Origin of the sequence: Brevibacillus sp. AF8 (assembly GCF_021270385.1) — a bacterium.
Classification (GTDB): Bacteria; Bacillota; Bacilli; order Brevibacillales; family Brevibacillaceae; genus Brevibacillus.
In genome coordinates, this window is sequence record NZ_JAGQDN010000001.1 from 702,924 (window position 1) to 729,487 (window position 26,564).

A 26,564-nucleotide genomic window follows, 5' to 3' on the forward strand; every position below is an offset into this window, starting at 1 on the left:
GCGTTATAAATCAATTTGCAGACCGATGCTCGCCGCATAAACTGGACCTGCGACAAAGGCATTTGCCTCCGCGATTACTTGAGACTCCTCATAGCCGTAAAACAAATGGGTAATTAATAGCGAGCGACAGGATAGGGATTGTGCCAACTCTGCCGCTTGGCGAACAGACAGATGCCCATTTGGCTTCGCTGGTAAATTGTAATCCAGATAGGTCCCCTCGCAAATAAACAAATCCGCTTGATTGGCAAAGCCCTCCCAACCTGTTCCTGGTCCACTGTCAGCTCCGTATACGAGGACATGTCCCTCCGCTTCCAAACGCATGGCGTAGCATGGATCTCCGTCACCATGGTCTGTCCGTAAAAAAGTGATCGAGACATCCCCAATGGCAACAGACGTTTCTTCGGTGATGGGGGTAAATGTGGTCGCATCTCGATACACCAATGTCTGAGCATTAGCCACTGGCAACGCAGGGGCGTAGATCGGAAGCGGCTTGTCAGCAGGTCTTTGGCCAAATAACTGATGAACCATCAAACCGTACTGCATGACTCCTACATCCGCAACATGATCATGATGATAGTGGGATAAGAACATGGCATCCAGCTCATAAATGGGCAAATGCTTGCCTAACTGCCCAAGAACACCGCTGCCGCAGTCGAGAAGAATTTTGACTTGGTCTGTCTCGATCAGGTAACCCGGAGTAGCACCTCCTGGGCCAGGATAAGGAGATTGATAGCCTAACACGGTAACGCGCATATTCGGTTCACTTCCTCTCATAGGATGGAGTAAGGTGGGACAGGAGGTCTGGGATGCAAGGAACATGGAGAGCCGCATGGCAGATCGCTTTTACGTATATTGGGACAGTCGTAGGAGCTGGTTTTGCCTCAGGCAAAGAAATTGTAGAGTTCTTTGTTCAATATGGAACACAAGGCTTGGTAGGCATCATTCTGGCGACGACGCTGTTTATTTGGGCCGGCATCCGCGTCATGCTGATTGCCTATCGAATTCAGGCCGATTCCTATCAAGAAGTCAGCATCTATTTATTTGGGCATCCGTTTGGCACTGTATTTAATACCTTGCTTTTAACCGTATTGCTAGGCACTACCTCCGTCATGCTCGCTGCCACCGGTGCGATCTTTTGGGAGTCTTTTCGATTATCTCCCCAAATTGGCATTTGGTTTAGCATGATTTTGATTTTTTTCGTGACGAAAAAAGGGCTGTTTGCCATCCATCAAGTGAACAGCATTTTTGTTCCGATGCTCATTGCCTTTACTGTACTTGTCTTCCTTTACACGAAGCCATGGTTAGATACGAATGTCGTCGTTGAATCGTTACGGCCTTGGGCGTGGCTTAGTTCTCCCTTTTATTATGTTGCCTTAAATGTCACACTTACACAAGCTGTTTTGATTCCGATGGGCAGACAGAGTCCCAGCGAGAAGCCTCTTATCCTAGGGGGAATCATAGGAGGGTTAGGAATAGGCCTTCTACTCTTGCTCGCTTTCGCCTCTCTGTCTGTAAAAATGCCGGGAATCCATCACGCGGAAATGCCCATGATCGCTGTCCTGCAAGGCTTGGGACCAACTATTCCCTTTTTGTTCTCCCTATTGGTGTACGCCGAAATTTTCTCGACTCTTGTGGCAAACGTATTTGGCCTTGCCCAACAGATTAGACAAGTTATCCCCCTTCGAGGTCCGACTATTTTACTAGGGATTTTGCTCATTTGCTATTTGATCAGTTTTATCGGGTTTAGCTCACTTCTACGTTTTCTATACCCACTCTTTGGTCAATTGGTTGTCTTTTTCCTTGTCATGCTCGTGTACAGGCAGTGGCGCGATCGCATGTAACAAAAAAACCTCTCCCGTTAAGGAGAGGTTTTTCACTCTATCAAACTTAAGCAAATTCTTTAACCAATTTTTCGAAGTCTTCTTCAGACAAACGAATGTCTTGGTTAGCCAAACCTTCTTCTTTGAAGCCATTTACGAGAGCTTCGTAAGGTTTTTGCTCAGTGTTTTGGTAGATCAGACCTGTAATCAGGCCTTTGTGTTGCATGGAAGTAGACATTGCTTTGATACGGTCATGTGGATCGTATCCTTCGATCGTGTCTACTGGTACGATGTTCTCTTTGAACCAGTCGTACGTATTTACCTTGTTGTAGGTTACACAAGGGCTGAATACGTTGATCAAGGAGAAGCCTTCGTGTTGGATACCTTTTTCGATCAGTTCAGTCAAGCCCTTCAGATCGCTGGAGAAGGATTGAGCAACGAATGTCGCACCAACAGACAGCGCCAGTTCAACTGGAGAAATGGAGGACTCGATGGAACCTGCCGGTGTAGACTTAGTCACGAAACCAGTCGCAGAACGCGGGGAGGTTTGACCTTTTGTCAGACCGTAGATTTGGTTATCCATTACGATGTACGTGATGTTCATGTTACGACGGATAGCGTGTACAGTATGGCCCATACCGATCGCGAAACCATCCCCGTCACCACCAGCTGCGATAACTGTCAGCTCGCGGTTCGCCATTTTCACACCTTGTGCGATTGGCAGGGAACGTCCGTGAATACCGTGGAAACCATAGCAGTTGATGTAGCCGGAAATACGACCAGAGCAACCGATACCGGAAACAACCGCCAGATTTTCAGGTTCCAGGCCTACGTTCGCTGCGGCGCGTTGAATAGCCGCTTGGATGGAGAAGTCTCCACAGCCTGGGCACCAGTTTGGCTTAACGTTATTTCGAAACTCTTTCATAGTCGCCATGTTTTACCAGCTCCTTCACTTCAGCATAGATTTCCTTCGGCAGGAATGGGTTACCGTCATATTTAAGCACGGATTCGATTTTTTCAGCGTTTCCAACGTGTTGTTTGAGCAAGCTTGTTACTTGCGCTTGGGCGTTGTGCTCTACAACAACAACTTTCTTCGCTTTGTCTACGAGTGCTTTGATTTCTTCAGTTGGGAACGGATGCAGCAAACGAATTTGTGCATGGTTTACTTTGATTCCCTCTTGTTCCAGACGGCCTTTTGCTTCTTGAATCGTACCAATTGTAGAGTTGATACCCACAACCAGGACATCCGCATCAGCGTGAGGAGCATCTGCAGTTACAGCGCCTTTGAAGTTTTTCAGGACGCCTTCCATTTTGCGCATACGTTTATCCATTTGTTGAATACGGTTTGCAGCATTCTCAGATGGACGACCAGTTTGATCATGCTCTACACCAGTTACGTGGTGCAGACCGTATTTTTGACCAGGAATTACACGAGGAGAAACGCCGTCTTCTGTTACTTCATAACGTTTGAACAGGTCGTTTTGCTCTTTTTCTGGCAATTCTTGTCCAGCAAGCAGTTTTCCGCGACGGATTTCTACTTTGCTGTAGTCAAATGGAACAACAGTTTGTTTGCCCAAGGACAGCGTCAAGTCTGTCATCAGGATAACAGGCAGTTGGTATTCTTCCGCAATGTTAAACGCTTCAACTGCATCGTAGAAGCACTCTTCTACTGTGCTTGGCGCGATAACTACTTTTGGAATGTCACCATGCGTACCATAGATCATAGCATTCACATCGGATTGCTCGATTTTAGTAGGCATACCAGTGGATGGGCCACCACGCTGTGTGTTCACGATTACAACAGGTTGTTCCGTGATACCAGCCAGACCAATTGCTTCCATCATCAGGGACAGACCAGGACCTGCAGAAGCAGTCAAGGAACGAGCACCTGCGAAGTTAGCACCGATTGCCATTGTAATAGCAGCAATCTCATCTTCTGTTTGGATAACCGTACCGCCCAATTTAGGCAGCTTTTTAATCAAGTATTCCATTACCTCGGAAGCAGGTGTGATCGGGTAAGCTGGCATGAAACGGCAGCCTGCTGCTACAGCACCCAGAGCGATCGCATCGTTACCGATGAGGAACAGTTGTTTTTGTGGGTCAGCCTTTTCCATTTGGAACTCAGGCAGTTGACCACCAGTCAATTCATTTACAAAATCAAAACCGCGGCGAATGGCATCCATGTTCTTTTCAACCACTTTTTCGCCCTTGCGGAGGAACATATCTTCAACGATGGGACGGAAGCTTTCCACTGCAATGCCGAGGATGGCACTGGAAGCACCAATCGACACCATGTTTTTCATCAGGGAAGTTCCCAGCTCATCAGCGATCTCAGTCAGTGGTACAGTGAAGAAGCGAACTGGCTTCAAGCCGTCCGGCAACTTTGGATTAAATTTCGCATCCGCGATAATGATACCGCCTTCACGAAGCTCATGCGCATTGAAATCGATCGTCTCTTGGTCAAACGCTACGAGAATGTCCAGATCGTCAGAGATCGCACGCATAGGCGTTGTGCTCACGCGAATTTTATTGTTCGTGTGTCCACCCTTAATACGGGAAGAGAAGTGACGGTAGCTATACAGATGGTACCCCATCCGGTTCATCGCCATCGAGAAAATCTCACCAGTACTCTCGATGCCCTCCCCTTGCTGTCCTCCAACTTTCCAGGAAAGTTGACTAATCATTCAGATTCCACCCTTTCAGTGACTGTGAGAAAAGCTGCCTATCACACCTTGAAAAGACTGATAAGATGTGACATTTCTGTGCATAGACAGTAACAATTGTAGTCCTGTCCATGTCAAATTGCAAGTGCTTTTACTCAACTTACTTTTGACCTGAATTTTAATGTTGAACTTGGTACATTAATATCCTCATGCTTTATTGTAGCACGTTTCCGAAAACACGCAACCAATTTCCTTGCACAAATTTCAATACTTCCGCCTCTTTATAACGTTTTAACAAAGCTTCTAGTAACTGGGAGTAATCTGCTGCGGATACCATATCTCCAAACGTCTCGGTAATCCCATCGAAATCGGAGCCAAAACCTACGTGGTCTACGCCACCCAATGCGCAGATATGATCCAAGTGGCGCAACAAGTCGTCGATCCAGACCGTGCGCTTCTCCGATACGGTAAAGAAGTCTACAAACGTCAAGCCAATCGCGCCATCTTTGGCGATTAACGCTCGAATTTGCTCGTCCGTCAAATTGCGAGAGTGATGACATAGGCTTCTCACGTTTGAGTGTGAAGCGATCACGGGTGCTTTCGAGCATTCTAGTACATCCCAGAATCCTGGATCGGCTAAATGCGAAACATCAATAATCATCCCCAGCCGATTCATTTCATCAATGACTTCTCGTCCAAATGAAGTAAGTCCACCTGGATTCGGCTCTCCATTTCCACTCGCTAGAGCATTGCCATGATTCCAGGTCAGTGTCATTCCTCGTACACCAAGCCGATACCACGTACGTAGCTGAACGAGGCTCTCTTCTAATGCATGCGCACCTTCTACAAACAGAATAGCCCCTTTCTGTCCCTTTAATACGCATTCAGCCAAATCTGCCTTTGTAAAAATGGGACGGAATTGATCACCTGCCACCTTTTGATAAAAAATATCGATCATTTCTAGCACAGTATGAAAACGTCGTCCAAACGGCACCTGAGATGGGACGAAACAGGCAAGCACTTGTATGTCTACATTCCCTTTTTCAAGAGCGGTAAAACCAGATTGCAAGAGCTTGTCTTCTTTATAAAAGTCCAGCTCGGGATTCTGCCATAGCTTGCATAATACATCGCAATGCGCATCAAAGATTTTCATATGGAAATGCTCCTTCTCTTCGATAACTTCGGAGGGTCATACTTCTGGACAAACGAAAAAACCTGTTCATTCTTCGAACAAACAGGCAGGTGATGCATTTGCAGTTGTATCATCTGGGTTCTACGATTAGTTTGATTGCAGTTCGCTCTTCTCCATCAATCACGATGTCGGTAAAGGCTGGAATACAAATGAGGTCAACTCCACTCGGCGCTACGAACCCTCGTGCGATTGCTACTGCCTTCACAGCTTGATTAAGCGCCCCAGCGCCAATGGCTTGGATCTCAGCCGCTCCTCGTTCACGAAGAACTCCGGCAAGGGCACCAGCAACGGAATTGGGGTTAGACTTTGCTGAAACTTTTAATACTTCCATCCTTTTTGAACCTCCCGTCTGATAGGAATCCTGTCATCATTAGTATGATATTCGCATAACCCCTAAAAATTCCTGCTAACTTGCTTGAAAGATTCAAAAAATTCTAATCTTATTCCCATTATTCCATAAACGGATGGTCAGAGTCAATTCTGATTCGTTCTAGTTTTTTCGCATGGCCTGTCGCTTTATCCAGGGTAATCAGCACCGCATTCAACTGCGCTGGATCTGGCGCTACCTCAAATCGAACAGGGAGCTGCGTCAAAAATTTCTTAATAACAGCTTCGCGTTCCATTCCCAAAATGCCGTTACTTGGGCCGCACATTCCTACATCACACAAAAATCCGGTTCCTTGAGGCAAAATACGCTCATCAGCGGTTTGCACATGGGTATGTGTCCCCACGACCGCTGTTACCTTTCCATCGAGGTACCATGACATTGCTTGCTTCTCGGATGTGGCTTCGGCATGAAAATCTACAAAAATCAGCTTCGTGCGTTTTCGTGCTTGTTCTACGAGCTTGTCAGCCATTTGGAACGGACAGTCGAGAGGTGGCAAGAACGTACGCCCCATCAAATTAATGACGGCTAGTTCCCCTTCAGGTTGTTTGATATATGTAATCCCTTTTCCAGGAGCCCCTTCCGGGAAGTTCGCCGGTCTAATCATCCGCGGCTCATCATCGATAAAATCGAAAATTTCTCTTTGGTCCCACGTATGATTCCCGAGCGTAATCGCGTGAACACCCCACTCGAAAAGCTCCTTGGTAATTTTCTCTGTGATCCCGCGACCATGCGCAGCGTTCTCTCCATTCGCTACGATAAAGGTTGGGTTATATTTTCGTTTCAGTAACGGCAGATATGTTTTCACGATCTCTCTGCCAGGCGAGCCCATAATATCTCCAATGAATAACAACTTCATTACCAAATCACCTCATTGCTAGTATACACAATTCCTCTACTCATTAGAAAACTTGACTTCGTCAAGCATCTGGTGTGCTACAAAAAAAGTAAAGTGGCACGCAGCCACTTTACTTTGCATACTCAACTGCCCTTGTTTCACGGATAACCGTTACTTTAATATGACCTGGGTAGTCGAGTTCATTTTCAATTCGTTTCGTGATCTCCCGTGCCAGACGGGTAGCTTCCGCATCGTCAATCTTATCAGGTTGAACCATCACGCGAATTTCGCGTCCTGCTTGAATCGCATAAGACTTTTCTACGCCATCGAACGACTCAGAGATTTCTTCCAGTTTCTCCAAACGTCTGATATATGTTTCCAATGTCTCACGGCGTGCACCTGGGCGTGCGGCAGACAGAGCGTCGGCAGCTCCCACGAGCATAGCAATGACGGAAGTTGGTTCGGTATCACCGTGATGAGACGCAATACTGTTCACTACAACGTGATGCTCATTGTACTTCTTAGCCAGTTCTACACCGATTTCCACGTGTGAACCTTCTACTTCATGGTCAATCGCTTTTCCGATATCATGCAGCAAACCTGCACGTTTGGCCAGCTTCACATCTTCTTTCAGTTCTGCCGCCATTAAACCGGCGAGATGTGCCACTTCCATAGAGTGCTTCAGTACGTTTTGACCGTAGCTCGTACGGTAACGCAAGCGTCCGAGAATCTTGATCAAATCTGGATGCAAGCCGTGAACGCCTGTTTCGAACGTTGCTTGCTCACCGTATTCACGGATTCGCTCGTCTACTTCGCGACGCGCTTTTTCCACCATTTCCTCGATGCGAGCTGGGTGAATGCGACCGTCTGCGACCAGTTTATCCAACGCTGTCTTGGCGATTTCCCGACGAATCGGGTCGAAGCCAGACAGGATGACTGCTTCTGGAGTATCGTCAATAATCAGATCGATACCAGTCAACGTCTCCAGGGCACGAATGTTACGTCCTTCCCGTCCGATAATACGTCCCTTCATCTCATCATTTGGCAGCGTAACCACAGAAACGGTTGTTTCTGCTACGTGGTCTGCTGCACAACGTTGAATGGAGGTCGTAATGATCTCACGAGCACGTTTGTCCGCTTCTTCCTTGGCCTGAGTCTCAATCTCCTTGATCATCACAGCCATTTCGTGACGGACGGTATTCTCCACATCTGTGAGAATGATCGTCTTCGCCTCATCCTGCGTCAAACCGGAGATTCGTTCTAGCTCTGATACTTGTTCTTTATATAAGTGCTCTACCTTGCTTTGCAGTTCTGCGATGGCACGGTCACGCTCAGACAATTCTTCTTCTTTGCGCTCCAACTGTTCCATCTTGCGGTCCAACGATTCTTCTTTTTGTAGAATTCGTCGTTCCTGACGCTGGATCTCATTGCGTCTCTCACGCAATTCGGTTTCCGCTTCGGATCGAAGCTTGAACACTTCATCCTTTGCCTCCAGCACCTTCTCCTTCTTAACGGCTTCGGCGTCCCGTTTGGCTTCCTCCACGATCTGTCGTGCAGCTTCTTCTGCACTGGAGATCTTCGCTTCGGCAATCGATTTACGAGTGAAGTAGCCAGCACCCAAGCCGATCAGCAGGGCAACGAGCACAATGACAACAGTAATTATAGGATCCATAGGCTTTTTCGTTTCACCTCCTTATTGTAAGACATCTCCCCGCTTTCCAAGCATTTGTTTTTCATGGAGTGCTCTCACATTTGAACATTCGGCTAAAAAACAAGACCGATTTTACTCGGTCCGCTGAATCCGTACTGCTTTCGCACGGTTTTTCAGTTGTTTCATAGGCATCGAGTGAGCAAATCACAAAAAGTTATGATACACCAAGTAAATACAAACCTATTTTATTATTTGTGAACAAGAATTGTCAAGATCATGCAAATAGAGTTGGCCCTAACTATCGCTTCTATGACGCAATTCTTCACGCATTTGTTGAATGATCGCATGAGAGAATCCCTTGCGCATCAGCATGGACAGCAGCTTGCGTTCTTCCTCGGGGTTCGGGGCACCCTCTATGCGTCGCGCCTTCTTTTCTATCAATGCGCGGGCAGCATCTAGTTCAGCCTGCCTAGACACGCCACTTACTGCGTCCTCTACAATCGCTCTGTCCACTCCTCGCTGCGTAAGCTCCATACGCAGCATATACGAGCTTCTCGGCTTCAAACGCAACCGCTCGTCTACCCATTGCTTCGCAAATGCTTCATCATCGATGTAGCCGTGATCCTTGCAGCGTTGACATATCTCTTCGGCAATTTGCGAAGAAAATCCCTTCTCTACCAAATAAGAATGCAGCTGACTGCTTGTCCGTGGGCGTATACCGAGGTATCGCAAAGCTCCTAAATACGCTTTATGCTTTTCTTCTGCTATCAGGACTTCTCGGCAAAAAGCTTCATCTAATTCTGTTCCCTTAAATAGGTTGTACTTTACCAGTATGTCTTCATGTACGGTAATGGCATACTCGCCTTCTACATCGATATGGTAGCGTTGCTTTTGTTTGATATCTCGATGAACGGCAGTGATCAGGCCGCTCTTCATGATGATTCACTCCTTCGCAAAGCTAAAATAACAGCCTGTCTCATCGACAGGCTGCTGTTTTACTTTCTTACTCCAGATCAAATGTAGGCTCTTCATCTTGCTCTGGGTCATGCTCTGCCTCTACTTCTGGAACAGAACCAGGGTTCAGGCTGAAGTATTCGCGCACTTTCGTTTCAATCTGTGATGCAATGTGCGGATTTTCCTTCAGGAAGACTTTCGAATTTTCTCTACCTTGGCCGAGACGTTCTTCGTTGAAGGAATACCAAGCACCACTCTTTTGCACGACATCAATCTCAGAACCGATGTCGAGAATGCTACCTTCTCTGGAAATACCTTCACCGTACATGATGTCCACTTCTGCAACCTTAAATGGTGGAGCCACTTTATTTTTGACAACTTTGATCTTTGTCTTGCTACCCAAAATGTCGTTGCCGACTTTGATAGATTCCGCTTTACGAACATCCAAACGAACACTCGCGTAGAACTTCAAAGCGCGTCCACCTGGAGTTGTTTCCGGGTTACCGAACATAACTCCCACTTTTTCACGAAGCTGGTTGATGAAGATCGCAATCGTTTTGGACTTGTTGATGGCACCGGACAGCTTGCGAAGTGCTTGGGACATCAAGCGTGCTTGCAAACCTACGTGGGAATCTCCCATCTCGCCCTCGATCTCTGCTTTTGGCACGAGTGCCGCAACGGAGTCCACTACGATAATATCTACTGCACCCGAACGCACCAATGCTTCCGCGATCTCCAACGCTTGCTCACCAGTGTCTGGTTGGGACAAGAGCAATTCGTCGATGTTCACACCCAGCTTTGCAGCGTAAACCGGATCCAGGGCATGCTCAGCATCGATAAACGCAGCCTGTCCGCCTTGTCTTTGTACTTCTGCGATTGCATGAAGTGCTACTGTTGTTTTACCAGAAGACTCTGGTCCGTAAATCTCAATAATCCGTCCACGTGGGAATCCGCCCACACCAAGTGCGATATCAAGAGCAAGCGCTCCGCTCGATACAGTAGAAATCTGAACGTTGGATACTTCCCCCAACTTCATAATGGAACCTTTTCCGAATTGCTTTTCTATCTGACGCAATGCACTCTCCAAAGCTGCGCGACGATCTGACAAATGGTACACACCCTTTCAATTTTTCGCTTCTGTTTTGCTTGTCTTCATCATACCTCGAGACAGAAGTGTTTGCCAAGTATTTTTTACGAACAAATATTCGCATCGTAAAAAAGCAGCCATTTCCTGGTTATTCCCAGTGAAATGGCTGCTTTGTGTCATGCACCCTAATTAGGAACGCTTCGCTCCGCGAGGCTTTGCAGGCTCCAGATTGATTCGTTTTCCGTTGATGCGTGTTTGACGCAGTGACTCATATACGAATGCCGCTACCTCTTCTGGAACCTCAACAAATGTGAAGTTCTCGAAAATGTCGATGCGACCTACTGATTTTCCCGGGATACCAACAGATTCAGAGATTTCTCTTACCAGATCCTGTGGCTTCATGTTCGCATTGCGACCTACGTTCAGGAAGAAGCGAACCATGCCTTTTGCTGCACCCGTCTCACCAAAGTTGTACGCTTCTACTTCCTGCCCTTGTCCTGCTTCGGTATGGAATGCGAGGTGTAATGCAGCAGCAGCTACTTTTTCAGCCGGGTATTGACCTACGAGAGCATCCGCTACTTTTTGATACATATCCGCGATTGCATCGCTTTCCAAAAGGCTAGTCAACTGTTCGCGCAATTGCTCTTGTTTGCGCTCAGCCACTTCCTCCAGGGAAGGAACATTGCGAGAGAGCACTTGTGCTTTTGTCTGCTTTTGGATAAACATCATTTGTCTTACTTCACGAGGCGTAACCAGCGTCATCGCAATTCCTTTGCGACCAGCGCGACCTGTACGGCCAATACGGTGTACGTAGCTCTCAGAGTCTTGTGGAATATCGTAGTTGATTACGTGAGAAACGTTTCCTACGTCGATACCACGTGCTGCTACGTCTGTTGCAATCAGGAATTCAATCGAGCCTTCGCGGAACGCATTCATGACCTTGTCACGTTGTGCCTGTGACAAGTCGCCATGCAAACCATCTGCAAGGTATCCGCGGGATTGCAGCACTTCGGACAGCTCATCTACACCGCGCTTGGTACGGCAGAAAATGATTCCCAACTCTACATCCTCGCTGTCCAGAATACGGCAGAGGCTCTCTACTTTGTTACGGTCAAACACTTTGTAGTATACCTGTTCAATCAATGGCGCCGTTACTTCTTCACGGCTCACCGCGATCGTTTGCGGCTGTTTCATGTAACGGGTAGCCAAACGCTTGATTTCTGGCGGCATCGTCGCAGAGAACAGCAAGGTTTGACGCTCTTCCGGCATATGTGTGATGATCGTTTCGATATCTTCGATGAAGCCCATGTCCAGCATTTCATCCGCTTCATCCAAAACGAGTGTATGTACGTGATCCAGCTTCAATGTTTTGCGGCGCAAGTGATCCATGACACGACCAGGCGTACCTACGACGATTTGTACACCTTGACGGAGTGCACGAATTTGATGTCCGATCGATTGTCCGCCATAGATTGGCAGCGTACGAACTTTGTTGTATTTGGAGATGCGCAGGAGCTCTCCCGCAACCTGGATAGCCAGCTCACGAGTGGGTGTCAGCACGATCGCTTGAACACGATTGGCAGGCGTAATCTTTTCTACAAGTGGAATCCCGAATGCAGCAGTTTTACCAGTACCTGTCTGCGCTTGACCAATCAGGTCTCCGCCATCCAGAACTTTTGGAATGCAAGCTGCCTGAATCGGTGATGGCTCTTCGAAGCCCATATCGTGAATCGCTTGCAGAATAGATTTATGTAAAGGAAAATCAGAAAAAATCGTCATGAAAAAAATCACCTTTCTTTTTGCATTTGCAGCGCATAAAACAACGCGTATTTAGCGGCACGCCCAACAATTGCATGCCTTCTTCCGGCAAGGCGCAGCTCTTTTACAACTGTGGGTATTCCTTCTGCCGCGATCCCTACGTAAACAAGGCCAACAGGCTTGCCCTCGGATGGATCGGGGCCAGCTACTCCCGTGACAGAAATCCCGTAAGTAGCTCCCAGCTTTTCTCGTACATGCTCAGCCAGCAATTGAGCTGTTTTCTCACTGACTGCCCCATCTGTTTGCAAAATGGAATCAGGTACTTCGAGTAGCTGGTTTTTCACTTCATTGGTGTAGCAGACAACCCCGCCACGAAACACATGCGAGCTTCCCGGTACAGAGGTAATCAACGAGGCAATCGCTCCTCCTGTGCAGCTTTCTGCACAAGCAATCGTCTCATTTCTTTTTTTCAGCTCAGCAACCAGCACATCATGCAGCGACGAGTTCTCGCCCATCCCGTACATATACTGGCCAACACGGCTGAGAATTTCTTTTTCTACAGGCAAAATCAGGGCTTCCCCTTCTTCGACTGTAGCAGCTCTTGCCGTAATCCGCAGCGTTACTTCGAATTCTTTGGCGTAAGGCGCGATCGTTGGATTGTCCTGCTTTTCGATCAAATCGAGCAGTTTTTCCTCCAAAGCCGATTCGCCTATCCCGTAGAATCGGAGTACATGAGAGTGAAACACTTGTTTTTCGGGGAGCAAATCAGTCAAGTAAGGCATCACGTAATTCTCCACCATTGGATACATCTCACTTGGTGGTCCCGGCAACAGCACGAACGTACTACTGTCATGACGGATCGCCATCCCCGGCGCCATCCCGAAATCGTTGGAGAATACATGGCTGCCAGAAAGCACCAGCGCCTGCTTACGATTGTTCTCCGTCATGACAATCCCACGTTGCGAAAAGAATTTTTCAATTCTCTCCATGGCCTCTGAATTCGTTTCCAATCCAATGCCTACATGCCCCGCCAAGGTCTCTTTTGTCAAATCATCTTGAGTCGGCCCTAGCCCACCCGTGAAAATGACGAGATCAGATCGTCCTGATGCCAATCGAATCACTTGTAGCAATCGCTCCGTGTTGTCTCCCACAACCGTATGAAAGTATACTCCCACGCCAATTTCCGCCAGCTTCTGAGAAAGAAACTGTGCGTTGGTGTTAGCGATTTGGCCTAACAAAAGCTCGGTACCTACCGCGATAATCTCCGCTCTCATCTTCCTCATCCATTCTCTTTGAGAGTAGAAAAGCCTCTAAACTAACAGTTTATCACTTGCAAACGCTCAAGAGAAGAGTCTTGTGAAAAAAGAGACCAATACCCGCATTACGAGTATTGGATCACGTTACGATTTTTCGCAAAGTAGTCGTACCCGGAGTAAATCGTGATGATCACCATCGCCCAAGTAGCTACTTCGTCGAACGGAATACCGAAGAACCCAAATGGGAAGTTGCGAATCATGACAGCCGTAATTGCTACGATCTGCACCCATGTTTTCAGTTTACCCAATGCACTCGCAGCAATTACCTGTCCTTCTGCCGCAGCAACTAGCCGTAGACCCGTTACTGCAAACTCCCGGCTGATAATGACAATCGCAATCCACGCTTCCAAACGCTGCATCTCTACGAGTGAAATGAGTGCTGCAGAAATCAACAGCTTATCAGCAAGCGGGTCCAGAAACTTCCCCAAGTTCGTCACGATTTTCTTTTTCCGTGCAATATAACCGTCGAGTCCGTCCGTACTGGCTGCTAGGATAAACACCAAAGCCGCAATCAGCTCGTTATACGTCATCGTCAGGCTGCCAATCGAAAATGTCCCGATGTTGTAACGCACCAGCAGAAAAAACATAACTACCGGCACCAGAAAAATCCTGGCGAGGGTGATGCGGTTGGCGAGATTCACCTAGACTACCTCCCCGGCTAAATCGTATTCATAGGAGTGAGTTATTTTTACTTTTACGATGGTACCCAGTTCGCCTTTAAAACCGGTGACGAATACTTCACCATCGATTTCCGGAGCGTCATACTGTGTTCGACCTACATAAATATCGTTACGTCCTTCGTAGCGTTCAATCAAAACTTCCAAGACTTGACCAACAAAGCGTCCGTTACGATCTCCAGCTACTTCACGCTGAATTTCCATCAGCATGTTCGCACGTTTTTCCTTAACCTCTTCGTCTACATGGTCAGGCAATCGGGAAGCTGGCGTGTCATCCTCGTTGGAGTAAGTAAATACACCCAGTCGATCAAAACGGATATCCTTCACAAACTCGCTAAGACGCTCGAAGTCTTCCTCTGTTTCCCCAGGGAACCCTACGATCAACGAGGTACGCAGAGCAACGTCTGGAACCTGCGCGCGAATTTTTGCAACCAGCGCACGAATGTCCGTCTGTCTACCTGGGCGACGCATTCTTTTCAGAATATGGTCTTCCGAGTGCTGCAAAGGCATATCTACGTATTTGCACACTTTTGGATTGGTAGCAAAGGTGTGGATCAATTCATCCGTGAAGAATCCAGGGTATGCATAGTGAAGACGAATCCACTCGATGCCCTCGACTTCTGCCAGACGGTTTAAAAGTTCGGGAAGCATCAATTTTCCATCGTAAATATCCGTTCCGTAGTTCGTAGAGTCTTGTGCAATCAGACTTACTTCTACGATCCCTTGTGCCGCCAAATGACGAGCTTCTTCCACGATGGACTCGATTGTACGACTGCGGAATCCTCCACGCATCAAAGGAATCGAGCAGAACGTACAGGCGTTGTCGCAGCCCTCGGCAATTTTAATATATGCGGAGTACGTGCCCTGTTTTACTTTCCGCTTCACGACATCTTCGTACGTAAAAATGGGATTACCTACAAAAATCGGTCGCTTGCCCTCCAGAGATTCTTCGATAATACCTGTAATCGACATAAAATCGCCTGTTCCGACAATGCCATCCACCTCAGGAATCTCATTCAAGATATCCTCTTTGTAACGTTGTGTGAGACAGCCTGCCACCACAAGCGATTTCAGTTTGCCGGCTTCCTTCAATTCACCCATTTCCAGAATCTTATTTACGGATTCTTCCTTGGCTGCATCGATGAAACCGCAGGTATTGACGATAACCACAGTTGCTTCTTCCGGGTTATCAACCAGTTCATAACCTTTTTCATCTATCAGATGGGCCATCATATCCGAATCAACGAGATTCTTTTCACAGCCCAGCGTAACAATCGCTACTTTTTCACGCGTGCCTACCTTCTCTGTCATCTTTTTTCCTCCAATTGGTCACACCAACCCATATTACACCTATCCAGTATAATATAAGCCTAAAGGAAGTGTCAAAAAAGAGAAAAGTACAAAAGGCAAGCATATGCTTGCCTACTGGGTGACCGCCTCTTTTACTTTCATCGTAATATTGGACGGCATTGACTTCATTTTAGACGTGTCTACCAAGACTCCGTTCACTTTCAATTCCACTACAGTCGGTTTGCCCAAACGAATATAAGCGGATTTCCCCAGCTCAATCGTTTTTTCCTGATCCTTCTTGAGCGTGCCCTGCTCAACATACTTTTTGCCTTTTCCTTCCGAAATACCAAACCAGCTCGTTTCATCTTTTATCTTCAGATAAACCGTGATTTTTTCTCCACCTTGCAAGGAATAGCTATACATCGATCCTTGCTGCGATTCAAATGTGATGGTTGCCTGAGGAGTTTCCGTAACGGTCTCAGGTGGGGTTGTTCCTGTTTCAGTATTCGGTGTGGTAATAGAAGGAGGCTTCGGTTGTTGAGCAATCGGGGATGTTGCCGCTCCACCACCAGTGTCAGGCGTGACAATTTCCGCTCCAGGGTTAACTGTTCCACCTGGCATTGGCTGAGTCAACTGACCGTTGTTGTTGACGACAGCGAAATAAATAACCCCGATAATCAAGGCAATAAACAATACGAGCAAGGTTTTGGTAACCCATCGCCCCGCTTGTAATGGATTGTTCGCTGAAGCAACTCTTCTGCGACGCAGTCGCTCTACTTGCTCTGTAGGTGGCTGGGCCGGCAAATCGGACTGAAAGTGAGTCAGGATGTGGTTCGGGTCTAGACCGACAGCTTCCGCATAACTCTTTATAAATGCACGCGCGTAAAAGTGGCCAGGAAGTACGTGAAAATGACCCCTTTCAATTGCTTCCAAATATCGCCGCTGTATCTTGGTGATACGTTGGATGTCGTCGAGCGTGATTCCTTTTTCTTCGCGGGCCCTTTGCAGGACTTGACCTAGCTCAGACACAGCTGCCCCTCCTTAATTCATTTCGAAATTATCAAAGCCGCGATTGTTGATAAGCTCATATGTAATCTCTTCATCCGGATGATGACGCAGCTCAATAATGTAATGGAAATCATCTAGTTGATACTCTGATTCCCTTACGAATATATCCGGATGCTCAATGATTTTTGCGGCAGGAAAGTTCATAATCTCCCGAAGCAAGGTATAGTGCTTTTCTGTCGATCGCAGCGTTGAGACAATTCCATCTATCAAATATACATGATCAGTAGACATTTCATCAATGGCTAAGGAGCTGCGCACCGTCTGGCGCAACAAAGTAGAGGAAATAAATGTCCAACGTTTATTGGCGGATACGCTGGCAGCAATCATTGACTCAGTCTTTCCTACGCGAGGCATTCCCCGAATCCCGATGAGCTGATGACCTTCCTTCTTCAGGATTTCTGCCATGAAATCGACCAGCAAGCCCAGCTCCTCACGAACAAAGCGAAACGTTTTTTTGTCCTCGCTATCCCGTTCAATATAGCGACCATGGCGAACAGCCAAACGATCCAGCATTGTCGGGGGACGTAACCTCGTTATGGTTATGTTGTCCATTTTTTGCACAACGTTGCGCAAAACCTCCATTTTTTCATCATCATCGGTCAAGAGCAGCATACCTCGACGCATGGTATCCACGCCATTGATCGTCACGATGTTGATGTTCAACATCCCCAGAATAGAAGATACGTCCCCTAATAGACCAGGACGGTTACGGGCAATCTCATACTCCATGTACCATTCTTTCTTCGCTTCCATATGCAATCCTCTCCGCCAACCAGAATTCTCTTCTTATGTAGTATATCACGTTCGTATCATTCGACAATCGCGAAAAGAAAAATCCCCAAAAGGAGGGGATTTGAATGGCTAGCTGCCAGCGTTCGCGTCATTGCGATTCTGAACAAGCTTCACCATGAGTGATGCCAAAGCTTGTTGCTGCTGTTGATCACCTGCGTCCCACAGCTGTTTCAACAGACGCTCCTGATCGTTTTTCGGGTCTACTTGCTCAGACAGGTAGCTACCGATTTGATAAGCTACATTTTGAAGCGTATCGCTTTCCATCCCGGCTTGTTTCGCTTGTTCTACCCGATCTCCGAGAAACGCTTTCCAGTCGCTAAAATTGTCAAGAATCGACATAGGGAAATTCCCTCCTTTTGTACGTTGCGAACAGATTTGCTGCCCACACAAAAGGTAGAATTCCATCATTTCTCGAATTTTATTCATGCATACTTATCTTCTACGTGTACCATCCACCGTTTGGACTAATCACTTGCCCCGTCACATAACTGGAATCCGCCGATAGCAAAAAGCGCACGACTGCGGCTACCTCATATGGTTGTCCCAGACGATTGGCTGGTATTTCTTCCGCGATCATTTCCATTTCATCGGGAGAAAAGCGCTCCATCATTCCACCAGCAATCGCTCCTGGAGCGACTGCATTTACCGTGATTCCGTTTGGTGCCATTTCCTTTGCCAAGGCTTTGGTGAACGTATTGATTGCTCCTTTGGTCATGGAGTAAAGCACCTCACACGAACCACCCGTCAGCCCCCAAATGGAAGAAATGTTGACGATACGCCCATACCTTGCACGCAGCATGGCCGGAACAGCAGCTTGGCAGACCAAAAAAGTGGATCGAACATTGAGTGCGATAAGTTCATCGAATTTGTCGACGGTCACATCCGTAAATAAGCCGACATCATCCACTGAAGCGTTGTTTACGATCAACAGTGGTGCAACCTGCATCTGGGCAAACATCGCGGCAATTTGATGTGGGTCCCGTAAATCAGCCTGGAGGATAACGTACGGATTGCCCCGCTCCTGGCATTTTTGCACCAACGGCTCCAATTTTTCCATATTTCGATTGTAATGCAGATAAAGGGGAACCCCCGCATCAATCAGATAGGCACCAATCGCCTGCCCGATCTCTCCGGAAGCCCCCGTAATTAACGCCCATGGCGTCTCTTGCTTGAACATGAATACATTACTCCTGTGGCGAAGCGGAACGAACGATGGAAACAGCCATCTGCTCGATTAAAAAATGCTCCTTCAAACGTTTTTCCACATCTTCGCGTGTGATCGACTCCAAGGTCGGCACTACGGAAAACAGATCATTCCCGTTAAATTTGAAGCTGGTAAACTGGTTAGCGATAAACTCCACGGAGTTTAGAGAACGCAGGAAGTTTCCGATTTTTTTACGCTTCGCACGTTCAAAATCATCCTGGGCTATACCGGCTTGCTTCAATTGTTCGATCTCCGCTTTGATTGTTTCCACCAAACGCTCTGGATCAGGTGTATCACCACCAATGATCGTATACGCATAATCCTGCTCACTGCTGTAGTCAAAATCAAAGCTTTCCGTAATCAGCTCGCTATCATACAAACGCTCATAGACAGCGGAGCTAGTGCCGAACGCAATGTCCAATACCAGTTTAGTAGTCAATTCGCGTTTTAACAAGGCTTCCTTGGTTAGACCGTTTTCCTTTTCCTTAATTCCGATCATGCATTTGGGTAGACCAACTGTTAGAAACGCTTCTACCTTCGCCTCTGCTGGCGCTGATGGCTCGTCTGGAAACACGCGCGTGATTTGTGGCGCAGGAGGAAACTCCTTAGCTCCCTGATTTTCTCGAATGAGCTTCATGATCGCTTCAGGTTCGAAGGAGCCCACGACCAACAGGAGCATATTGGCAGGATGATAAAACGTTTCATAGCACTGATACAAATATTCTTTTGTAATATGAGAGATCGTCTCGATCGTACCCGCAATTTCAATGTTAATAGGATACTTCTGGTACATGGCCTTTAGAAGATTCATGTACACCTTCCAGTCAGGATTGTCATCGTACATGGTGATTTCCTGACCGATGATTCCTTTTTCCTTTTCTACACTGGCATCTGTAAAATATGGGTCCTGAACATAATCGAGCAGCAGATTCAGATTGTCATCCAACTTATCTGTGCACGAGAACAAATAAGCTGTACGATTGAAGCTCGTGAACGCATTGCAGCTCGCCCCGTTTTTACTGAATTCGTGCATGACATCCCGATCTTTTTTCTCAAACATTTTGTGCTCAAGAAAATGCGCAATACCGTCGGGAACATTGATTTCTTCCCCGCTTCGGGTGCGGAAATGGCTATCAATGGAGCCGTAGCGCGTAGTGAACACCGCGTATGTTTTGCTGAAGCCTTGTTTGGGAACCAGATAGACTTGCAATCCATTTTGGAGAGTTTCATGATATACCGTTTCATTTACTTGATCAAAGACAGTGGTCTGCATCTTATGCCTCTCCCTTCTTGTCCCGCAGCAGATAAATCGTGTCGATCGTCACCTTGCTCGCTACCTTCTTGATATCTTCAATTGTTGCTTGGTTGATCCCAGCCAAAAGCTCTTCGATTTTCCGAGGACGTCCGCTAATCACACCATTGTACGTAAAATCAATCATGCCGCGTGCACTGTCCAAAAGCTCGCGGAATTGGTTTGACAAAGTGGCACGAGTCTGGCTCATTTCCTCGTCCGATATGGTTCCTTGTTGCATCAGTTCCAGCTGCTGTTTAATAATCTCAACCGCACGCTGATATTTGCTAACATCAATCCCGGACATGATCATGAGAATCCCTTTGTGGCTCTCTAGCCTGGATACGGCATAGTAAGCTAGACTCTCTTTTTCACGGACATTGACAAACAGCTTGGAATGAGGAAAACCGCCTAAAATCCCGTTGAACAAGAGCAGCGTCGGATAATCATCATCCTTATAGGTGATCTGCGTGCGGCAGCCGATGTTGAGCTTTGCCTGGTTGACATCGAGCCGATCGATCACTTCGCGCTCAGCAGACACGTCCTTCGCCGCCGATGCGATTTGCAGTTCTCCTACTTGGGAGCGCTCCAACGGGATATGCTTGCGAATAGCCTCGCTTACTTCCTGTTGGTCAACATCGCCCACCACGAACATATTGATCGGATTGGTCGTCGTTACTTCTTGAAAATATTGATACAGCTCCTGACCAGTGATCTTCGGCAAATCCGCCACACGGCCTTGGACGAGAAGAGAGAATGGTTCACCTTTGCACATTTCTTCGGTTACGCGTTGGTTTGCATACTTCATTTTGTCGTCGATCAAACTCTCTATCCGTTTTCGTAGCGTCTCTTTTTCCTGTGCCAAGTACTTTTCGGAAAAAGCGTTGTCCTGTACATACGGTCTGACGAGCATATCTCCCACGAATTCGATGGCCTGCTCCAAAAGCGAGGCTTCATTGGACAAATATTTTTCATTCGGTACTTCCATATAAATTTGCAGAATTTGCCGCTCGCCTTTTTTCATGACATCTACATCAAAAATGGCACCGTATAGGAAATCCAAATGTGCTCGCAATTGCTTCGTTTCCGGAAAACGAGCGCTGGCACGTTTCATAACCATTGCAAGCAATGCTGTTTTCGTTACGTGCTCCTCCGATAGCGCCTGTTCAATCATCGTCACGATTGTCGTGGTCTTGAACTTTTCGGTTGGAAGGATATGTACGTTCATCCCATTGATTTGGGAGCTTTGAAATGCAATTTCGGTCGTAGAAGCAGTCATAGTCCAATCTCCCTTCTCCATCAGCATACTCATACTCTTCTCTATTGTAACCAATTGTCAGGGCATCAAGCATCAGAATCTTCCATTATATATCCCAGTGCTTCATCCTATGCGCTCACGCAAGTCCCATAATACGCAAATCACAGCGCTTCCATGGAACAAAAAAAGAGCGAACAGCACCTTTCTTACGAAGGCCGTTCACTCTTCTCCTTACATATCCATTGCATCCCAGTCTCGAGGATCATCCGATGTGCTATGCTCTTCAACAAATCGACCGCAATCAGACGAGAGACAAAGCATGCCATCCAGCTGCTCATCGTGAAAGGGTAAGCCGTGACTTCCCCCACAATACGGACATGTCCACATACAAAGGGCCTCCTTTTATTCGTGAAGGTACTCCGTAGTAGTTTGTCCAAATTTTAGAGGGCGCTATCTACTTTATTTTGCTCCCAAATTCGCAAGTAATCATACGGATCGATCGCTTTCCCCGTGCTGTTACGATAGAGGCCAAAATGCAGGTGAGGTTCAAACATTCCCACTGTCCCAGTTCCACCGTAGCCTGTATCTCCAACAAAACCGATCAGCTGCCCAGCTTTTATCGTTTTCCCTGCATACAATCCTGGTACATACGCCTGCAAATGAGCGTAATACATCCGATATTGACCATTCTCATCTGTAATATTTACTCTCCAGCCACCATACGTATTCCAGCCCACTTTGTTGATCGTCCCATCGGATACCGAGTAAATCGGCGTTCCTTTTGGTGCCATTATGTCGATGCCCTCGTGACTACGAACACTGCCGCTATTCGTCTCGGTCCACTCTCGATCGGATCCGAAGCTATCCCCATACGGCTCATACCAACTATTATCGTGGAAAGGAAACCGAAATTGTTTCCCAATCAATTGATCATCCGCAACGGTTGTGGCAATGGGGTGCTCAGCTCTTTGGGCACCTTCTGGCAAAAATAAAATTTGACCCACCAGTACCTCATCAGAAGAAAGATGGTTATTTTTCTGAATGGCACTCATGTTCGTGTCGTGGCGAGCTGCAATTTTTGATAAGGTATCACCCTGTTGAACGACATAGGGATTCAATGAGTATTTCACACTCATAGCCTTGTCTTCCACAGACTTGGATTGTATGTATGCAACAGCCGACGTCTCATCCCATTGGACTTGATAGCTAAATGCCTCAGAGATAAAACGAATCGGAACAAGTGTCCGCTTATTCACAATGATTGGAGAGACATCCATCTTCAATCGTTTTCCATCTACATACGCTGTCTGGCTGCCAATCGCAAAGGATATATGCTTGCTTTTTTTGTTGAGCATGACTTTTTGAGTGGCGGCATCGTAGCTTACTTCTGAGCCTGTTGCCTCTGCTACTACCCGTATCGGAACAAGCATTCGGCCATTTCGATGGATGGGCAATACATCTGATTGGACTCCCTTTCCATCGACAACGACAGAAATGACAGGTCCTGGCTCTTTTGCTGAAACCATTCCACCGGATACTGCTATCATCAGGCAAAAAACAAAAGCGCCTAGAATCCTGTTCCATCGATAACTGCTGTACTTATGTAGACAGCGGTTCATCTTTTTCCCTCCCCACAAACAATTTGTAAAAACGGACAGGACCGTTTTTTGCTGACCGCAAGCAGTCACAAAAATTATCGCACAGGGGAAGTGACAGGTTCTAGACGCCAAATTTTGTTAACGAATGATTAACGCGATCCCGTATCGTAAGGTTTGCCGAGGGCCGCTGGAGCACTGGATCGTCCTACCAGACCAGCCATCACGAGAATCGTCAGTACGTACGGAAGCATGAAGATAAATTCAGTAGGAATGTAATTGGTCAATCCGAAGATTTGTACCAAAGACTTGATCGCTTGAGCGACACCAAAGAACAATGCAGCTCCCATCGCACCCATTGGATGCCATTTACCGAAGATCAAGGCCGCAATCGCGATAAACCCTTGTCCGGAAACCGTGTTATGGGAGAAGTTACTGGTTGTCGTCAAAGAAATGGTCGCTCCACCCAATGCAGCCAGCATACCACTGATCATAACAGCCGTGTAGCGCATTCTCTTAACGTTGATCCCTACCGTATCAGCAGCACGCGGATGCTCACCAACTGAACGCAAGCGCAATCCGAATGGTGTCTTAAATACAACATACCAAGTAACGAAAACAGCAATGAAAGCCAAAAAGCTAGTAGGATACGCCTCAAAAATGGCATGTCCGATATACGGAATTTCACTCAATCCTGGAATACTGAATTTGTTAAATACAGTGGTCAATGTTGTTGTTTGACCTGCTCCGTTGAAAATAATTTTGGTCAGGTAGATGGAAAGTCCAGCTGCCAAGAAGTTCAGGGCCACACCACTGACGGTCTGGTCCGCTTTAAATGTAACGGAAGCAACGGCATGTGGGAGTGCAAAAATAGCACCAGCAATCCCTGCCGCTATAAATCCGACCCACGGTGCCCAAGCACCAAGTGAATCTTGGAAAGCATAGGTCATTACGGCACCGGTAAAAGCACCGATAATCATCATACCTTCTAGCGCAATGTTCACGACACCAGAACGCTCCGAGTACAATCCACCCAATGCGGCAAAAATCAAGGCAGTGGAAAACACGATGGTATCATGAACGAGGTTGCTGAGAATTAATCCCCAATCCATCAGTTTCCACCTTCCTTTTTCTTCATCAAGATCGGCTTAACGAAAATTTTCACGATGCCATGTGCAGCAACGAAGAAAATAACAGAAGCAATCACGACACGGATTAACTCAAACGGTACACCCGCACTAAACTGCATGCCGCTCGCACCGAATGTGAGAACTCCAAACAATATGGCAGCAAGGATAACCCCGAATGGAGTATTTCCGCCGATCAATGCTACCGCGATTCCATCGAATCCATAGCCCGTATGCTGCGTCATAATCGCTTGATAGTGGAAGACGCCCAAAATCTCGGTTGCTCCACCAATCCCTGCAAACATACCACCAATGAACATGGCCTTTACAACATTACGATTTACATTCATACCTGCATACTCAGAAGCATTCGGGTTCAAACCAACGGAACGCAATTCAAAACCAGATTTTGTTTTCCAAAGGATGATATAGAAGAAAATAGCTGCGAGTACGGCAATGAGTGTACCCCAGTGCAAACGAGCATTGTCAAACATTTCAGCGAGCCATCCGATAGTAATGATCGCAGAATCCTTTACCTCTTCCGATGTTTGCTTGCCTGCTGGAATAAAGAAAGCATTCATGATCCAGTTTGCAAAGTAAAGTGCTACCCAATTCAACATGATGCTGGTAATAACCTCATTGACACCACGTGCTGCTTTCAAATAACCGGCAATGGCACCCCACAAACCACCTGCTAAAGCACCTGCAAGGATCGCAAGTGGAGCGTGAATGATAGCTGGAAGGTCAAAAGAAACACCTACGACAGTAGAAGCAATCATCCCGACGATAAATTGGCCTTCTGCCCCGATGTTAAAAAGACCCGTACGGAAAGCAAAAGCTACAGCCAAACCTGTAAAGATCAAAGGCGTAATTTGGCGAATCGTTTCACCAAAGTTATACGCACTACCAAATACTTTTTTAATCAAAGCCGTATAGGCAGCGATTGGATCAAATCCACCTGCCAGCATTGCGATTGCTCCGGTCAAAAGACCAAGAATGATCGCAACGGCAGGAACGAGAAACGATTCTTTCGTGAAGACCGCAATAACTTTATTCATCGTTTCCCCCTCCTTGCATTACTTTTCCGCCGGACATCATCAAGCCGAGCTCTTGCTCCGTTGTCGATTTTGCATCGACAATCCCCACAATGGCTCCCTCATAAATAACCGCAATCCGGTCGGATACATTGATAACCTCATCTAGCTCCAAGGAAAGCAAGAGAACCGCTTTTCCCTGATCGCGCTGATCAATCAGCCTGCGATGAATAAATTCGATAGCCCCTACGTCCAAGCCACGAGTAGGTTGAGCCGCAATCAGCAAATCCGGGTTCTTGTCCACTTCGCGGGCAATAATTGCCTTCTGTTGGTTTCCTCCAGAGAGCGCTCGTGCTGGCGTGTAAATACTCGGAGTCCGAACGTCGAATTCTTCGATAAGCTTGGCCGCATGCTTGTCAATGGCGCCATAATCAAGAAAACCGTTTTTGCAAAACGTTGGATGGAAGTACGTTTCCAATACCATATTTTCACTCATGGTGAAATCAAGAACCAATCCTCGTTTATGTCGGTCTTCAGGAATGTGCGACAATCCTGATTCCGAGATGTTACGTGGACTTTGATTCGTAATTTCTTTGCCATTAAGAAGGACACGCCCACTTGTTGCTTTACGCAAGCCAGTTAAAACTTCAATCAGTTCACTTTGGCCATTTCCGTCGACTCCTGCAATCCCGAGAATTTCACCAGCGCGAACCTCTAAGCTGAGATTGTTCAACGCATTCACACCACGGTTACCCATCGCTGTCAAATTCTCTACGGAAAGAATCGTTTCTTTTGGTTTTGCTTCCGTTTTATCGACGCGGAAGTTCACTTCACGACCAACCATTTTCGCAGCCAAATCGTCTGGATTCGTATTTTTTACCAATACGGAGTCAATGACTTTTCCTCGACGAATGATTGTAACCGCGTCACATACAGCCATAATTTCTTTCAGCTTGTGTGTGATCAGGATAATCGTCTTACCTTCTTTTACCAAGTTATGCATGATCTCGATAAGTTCATGGATTTCCTGCGGCGTCAATACAGCCGTAGGCTCATCAAAAATCAAGATGTCGGCACCGCGATAAAGCGTTTTCAAAATCTCTACACGCTGCTGCATCCCTACTGAGATATCCTGAATTTTTGCTCTCGGATCAACTTTGAGCCCGTATTGATTCGACAGTTTTTCTACCGCTTTCTCAGCGCTTTGAATATCTATCTTCAACCCGTTTTTCGGTTCATTTCCTAGCACAATGTTTTCCGTGACTGTAAATGTTTCTACGAGCATAAAATGTTGGTGAACCATTCCGATACCAAGTTCGTTTGCAATCCTTGGACTTGTGATCTCTACAACTTTCTCGTTAATCAGAATTTCGCCTTCATCCGGCTGATATAGACCGAACAAAATATTCATGAGTGTGGACTTGCCCGCGCCATTCTCTCCGAGCAGCGCATGAATTTCACCTTTACCTACAGACAGCGTAATACTGTCGTTCGCAACAATGCCTGGGAACCGTTTCGTGATCCCTCTCATTTCAACCACTTTTTTTACCGAGTTCATGCATGC

At 46.9% G+C, this 26,564-nt stretch carries 25 protein-coding genes; 1 reads left to right on the top strand and 24 read right to left on the bottom strand.

Features of this window, described 5'->3' with window-relative positions; genetic code table 11:
• Nucleotides 1-3: 3 nt before the first annotated feature.
• Nucleotides 4-753, bottom strand: a complete 750-nt coding sequence (locus tag KB186_RS02725; RefSeq protein ID WP_173607956.1) for an MBL fold metallo-hydrolase — start codon at nt 751-753, stop codon at nt 4-6.
• Nucleotides 754-806: 53 nt separating this feature from the next.
• Here KB186_RS02725 and KB186_RS02730 point away from each other — a divergent pair, with 53 nt between their 5' ends.
• Nucleotides 807-1,841 (top strand): YkvI family membrane protein, encoded by a 1,035-nt coding sequence (locus tag KB186_RS02730; protein WP_173607957.1) that lies wholly within the window; start codon nt 807-809, stop codon nt 1,839-1,841.
• Between the two features lie 46 nt (nt 1,842-1,887).
• On the opposite strand, the gene KB186_RS02735 is transcribed toward KB186_RS02730, so the two are convergent.
• The 23 genes from KB186_RS02735 to KB186_RS02845 form a co-directional block, all read right to left on the bottom strand.
• On the bottom strand, nt 1,888-2,754 hold the full coding sequence (locus tag KB186_RS02735) for a 2-oxoacid:ferredoxin oxidoreductase subunit beta (RefSeq protein ID WP_047067761.1): 867 nt from the start codon (nt 2,752-2,754) through the stop codon (nt 1,888-1,890).
• The gene (locus KB186_RS02740) at nt 2,726-4,504 is read right to left on the bottom strand and encodes a 2-oxoacid:acceptor oxidoreductase subunit alpha (protein WP_173607958.1); all 1,779 of its coding nucleotides are present in this window, start codon (nt 4,502-4,504) and stop codon (nt 2,726-2,728) included. Before KB186_RS02740 ends, KB186_RS02735 begins: the two co-directional genes overlap by 29 nt.
• 193 nt (nt 4,505-4,697) lie before the next feature.
• Complete coding sequence (locus KB186_RS02745) at nt 4,698-5,636, bottom strand: dipeptidase (RefSeq protein WP_173607959.1); 939 nt, start codon at nt 5,634-5,636, stop codon at nt 4,698-4,700.
• Nucleotides 5,637-5,745: 109 nt separating this feature from the next.
• Nucleotides 5,746-6,006, bottom strand: a complete 261-nt coding sequence (gene spoVS, locus KB186_RS02750) for a stage V sporulation protein SpoVS (protein WP_003385776.1) — start codon at nt 6,004-6,006, stop codon at nt 5,746-5,748.
• Between the two features lie 118 nt (nt 6,007-6,124).
• Nucleotides 6,125-6,919 carry a TIGR00282 family metallophosphoesterase gene (locus KB186_RS02755; RefSeq protein ID WP_173607960.1) on the bottom strand — a complete coding sequence of 265 codons (795 nt, stop codon included), beginning with the start codon at nt 6,917-6,919 and terminating at the stop codon, nt 6,125-6,127.
• Between the two features lie 109 nt (nt 6,920-7,028).
• Complete coding sequence (rny, locus tag KB186_RS02760; RefSeq protein WP_173607961.1) at nt 7,029-8,570, bottom strand: ribonuclease Y; 1,542 nt, start codon at nt 8,568-8,570, stop codon at nt 7,029-7,031.
• A 273-nt stretch (nt 8,571-8,843) separates the two neighbouring features.
• Nucleotides 8,844-9,485, bottom strand: coding sequence for a RecX family transcriptional regulator (locus tag KB186_RS02765; protein ID WP_173607962.1), 642 nt, complete (start codon nt 9,483-9,485; stop codon nt 8,844-8,846).
• A gap of 67 nt (nt 9,486-9,552) precedes the next feature.
• Nucleotides 9,553-10,611 (bottom strand): recombinase RecA, encoded by a 1,059-nt coding sequence (recA, locus tag KB186_RS02770; RefSeq protein ID WP_048033393.1) that lies wholly within the window; start codon nt 10,609-10,611, stop codon nt 9,553-9,555.
• Between the two features lie 168 nt (nt 10,612-10,779).
• Nucleotides 10,780-12,369: a DEAD/DEAH box helicase gene (locus tag KB186_RS02775; protein ID WP_016743381.1), complete on the bottom strand. Its 1,590-nt coding sequence runs from the start codon at nt 12,367-12,369 to the stop codon at nt 10,780-10,782.
• A gap of 8 nt (nt 12,370-12,377) precedes the next feature.
• Nucleotides 12,378-13,622, bottom strand: coding sequence for a competence/damage-inducible protein A (locus KB186_RS02780; RefSeq protein WP_221869145.1), 1,245 nt, complete (start codon nt 13,620-13,622; stop codon nt 12,378-12,380).
• A 107-nt stretch (nt 13,623-13,729) separates the two neighbouring features.
• Nucleotides 13,730-14,305, bottom strand: a complete 576-nt coding sequence (pgsA, locus tag KB186_RS02785) for a CDP-diacylglycerol--glycerol-3-phosphate 3-phosphatidyltransferase (RefSeq protein ID WP_173607964.1) — start codon at nt 14,303-14,305, stop codon at nt 13,730-13,732.
• On the bottom strand, nt 14,306-15,652 hold the full coding sequence (gene rimO / locus KB186_RS02790) for a 30S ribosomal protein S12 methylthiotransferase RimO (protein WP_173607965.1): 1,347 nt from the start codon (nt 15,650-15,652) through the stop codon (nt 14,306-14,308).
• A gap of 111 nt (nt 15,653-15,763) precedes the next feature.
• The gene (locus tag KB186_RS02795) at nt 15,764-16,660 is read right to left on the bottom strand and encodes a helix-turn-helix domain-containing protein (protein WP_173607966.1); all 897 of its coding nucleotides are present in this window, start codon (nt 16,658-16,660) and stop codon (nt 15,764-15,766) included.
• A gap of 12 nt (nt 16,661-16,672) precedes the next feature.
• The gene (locus tag KB186_RS02800) at nt 16,673-17,452 is read right to left on the bottom strand and encodes a YmfK family protein (protein ID WP_173607967.1); all 780 of its coding nucleotides are present in this window, start codon (nt 17,450-17,452) and stop codon (nt 16,673-16,675) included.
• Between the two features lie 108 nt (nt 17,453-17,560).
• On the bottom strand, nt 17,561-17,830 hold the full coding sequence (locus tag KB186_RS02805; protein ID WP_048033399.1) for a DUF3243 domain-containing protein: 270 nt from the start codon (nt 17,828-17,830) through the stop codon (nt 17,561-17,563).
• A gap of 100 nt (nt 17,831-17,930) precedes the next feature.
• Nucleotides 17,931-18,668 (bottom strand): elongation factor P 5-aminopentanone reductase, encoded by a 738-nt coding sequence (gene ymfI, locus KB186_RS02810; RefSeq protein ID WP_232773056.1) that lies wholly within the window; start codon nt 18,666-18,668, stop codon nt 17,931-17,933.
• A gap of 7 nt (nt 18,669-18,675) precedes the next feature.
• On the bottom strand, nt 18,676-19,968 hold the full coding sequence (gene yfmH / locus KB186_RS02815) for an EF-P 5-aminopentanol modification-associated protein YfmH (protein ID WP_173607969.1): 1,293 nt from the start codon (nt 19,966-19,968) through the stop codon (nt 18,676-18,678).
• Nucleotide 19,969: 1 nt separating this feature from the next.
• Nucleotides 19,970-21,265, bottom strand: a complete 1,296-nt coding sequence (yfmF, locus tag KB186_RS02820) for an EF-P 5-aminopentanol modification-associated protein YfmF (protein WP_232773057.1) — start codon at nt 21,263-21,265, stop codon at nt 19,970-19,972.
• Between the two features lie 210 nt (nt 21,266-21,475).
• Nucleotides 21,476-21,631 carry a hypothetical protein gene (locus KB186_RS02825; protein WP_007719195.1) on the bottom strand — a complete coding sequence of 52 codons (156 nt, stop codon included), beginning with the start codon at nt 21,629-21,631 and terminating at the stop codon, nt 21,476-21,478.
• A gap of 53 nt (nt 21,632-21,684) precedes the next feature.
• Nucleotides 21,685-22,863, bottom strand: a complete 1,179-nt coding sequence (locus KB186_RS02830) for a stalk domain-containing protein (RefSeq protein WP_232773058.1) — start codon at nt 22,861-22,863, stop codon at nt 21,685-21,687.
• 128 nt (nt 22,864-22,991) lie between these two features.
• Complete coding sequence (locus KB186_RS02835; RefSeq protein WP_173607972.1) at nt 22,992-23,951, bottom strand: ABC transporter permease; 960 nt, start codon at nt 23,949-23,951, stop codon at nt 22,992-22,994.
• Nucleotides 23,951-25,024: an ABC transporter permease gene (locus KB186_RS02840; RefSeq protein WP_232773059.1), complete on the bottom strand. Its 1,074-nt coding sequence runs from the start codon at nt 25,022-25,024 to the stop codon at nt 23,951-23,953. Before KB186_RS02840 ends, KB186_RS02835 begins: the two co-directional genes overlap by 1 nt.
• Nucleotides 25,017-26,558 carry an ABC transporter ATP-binding protein gene (locus tag KB186_RS02845; RefSeq protein ID WP_173607973.1) on the bottom strand — a complete coding sequence of 514 codons (1,542 nt, stop codon included), beginning with the start codon at nt 26,556-26,558 and terminating at the stop codon, nt 25,017-25,019. The genes KB186_RS02840 and KB186_RS02845 overlap by 8 nt, the downstream gene beginning before the upstream one ends.
• Between the last annotated feature and the right edge of the window lie 6 nt (nt 26,559-26,564).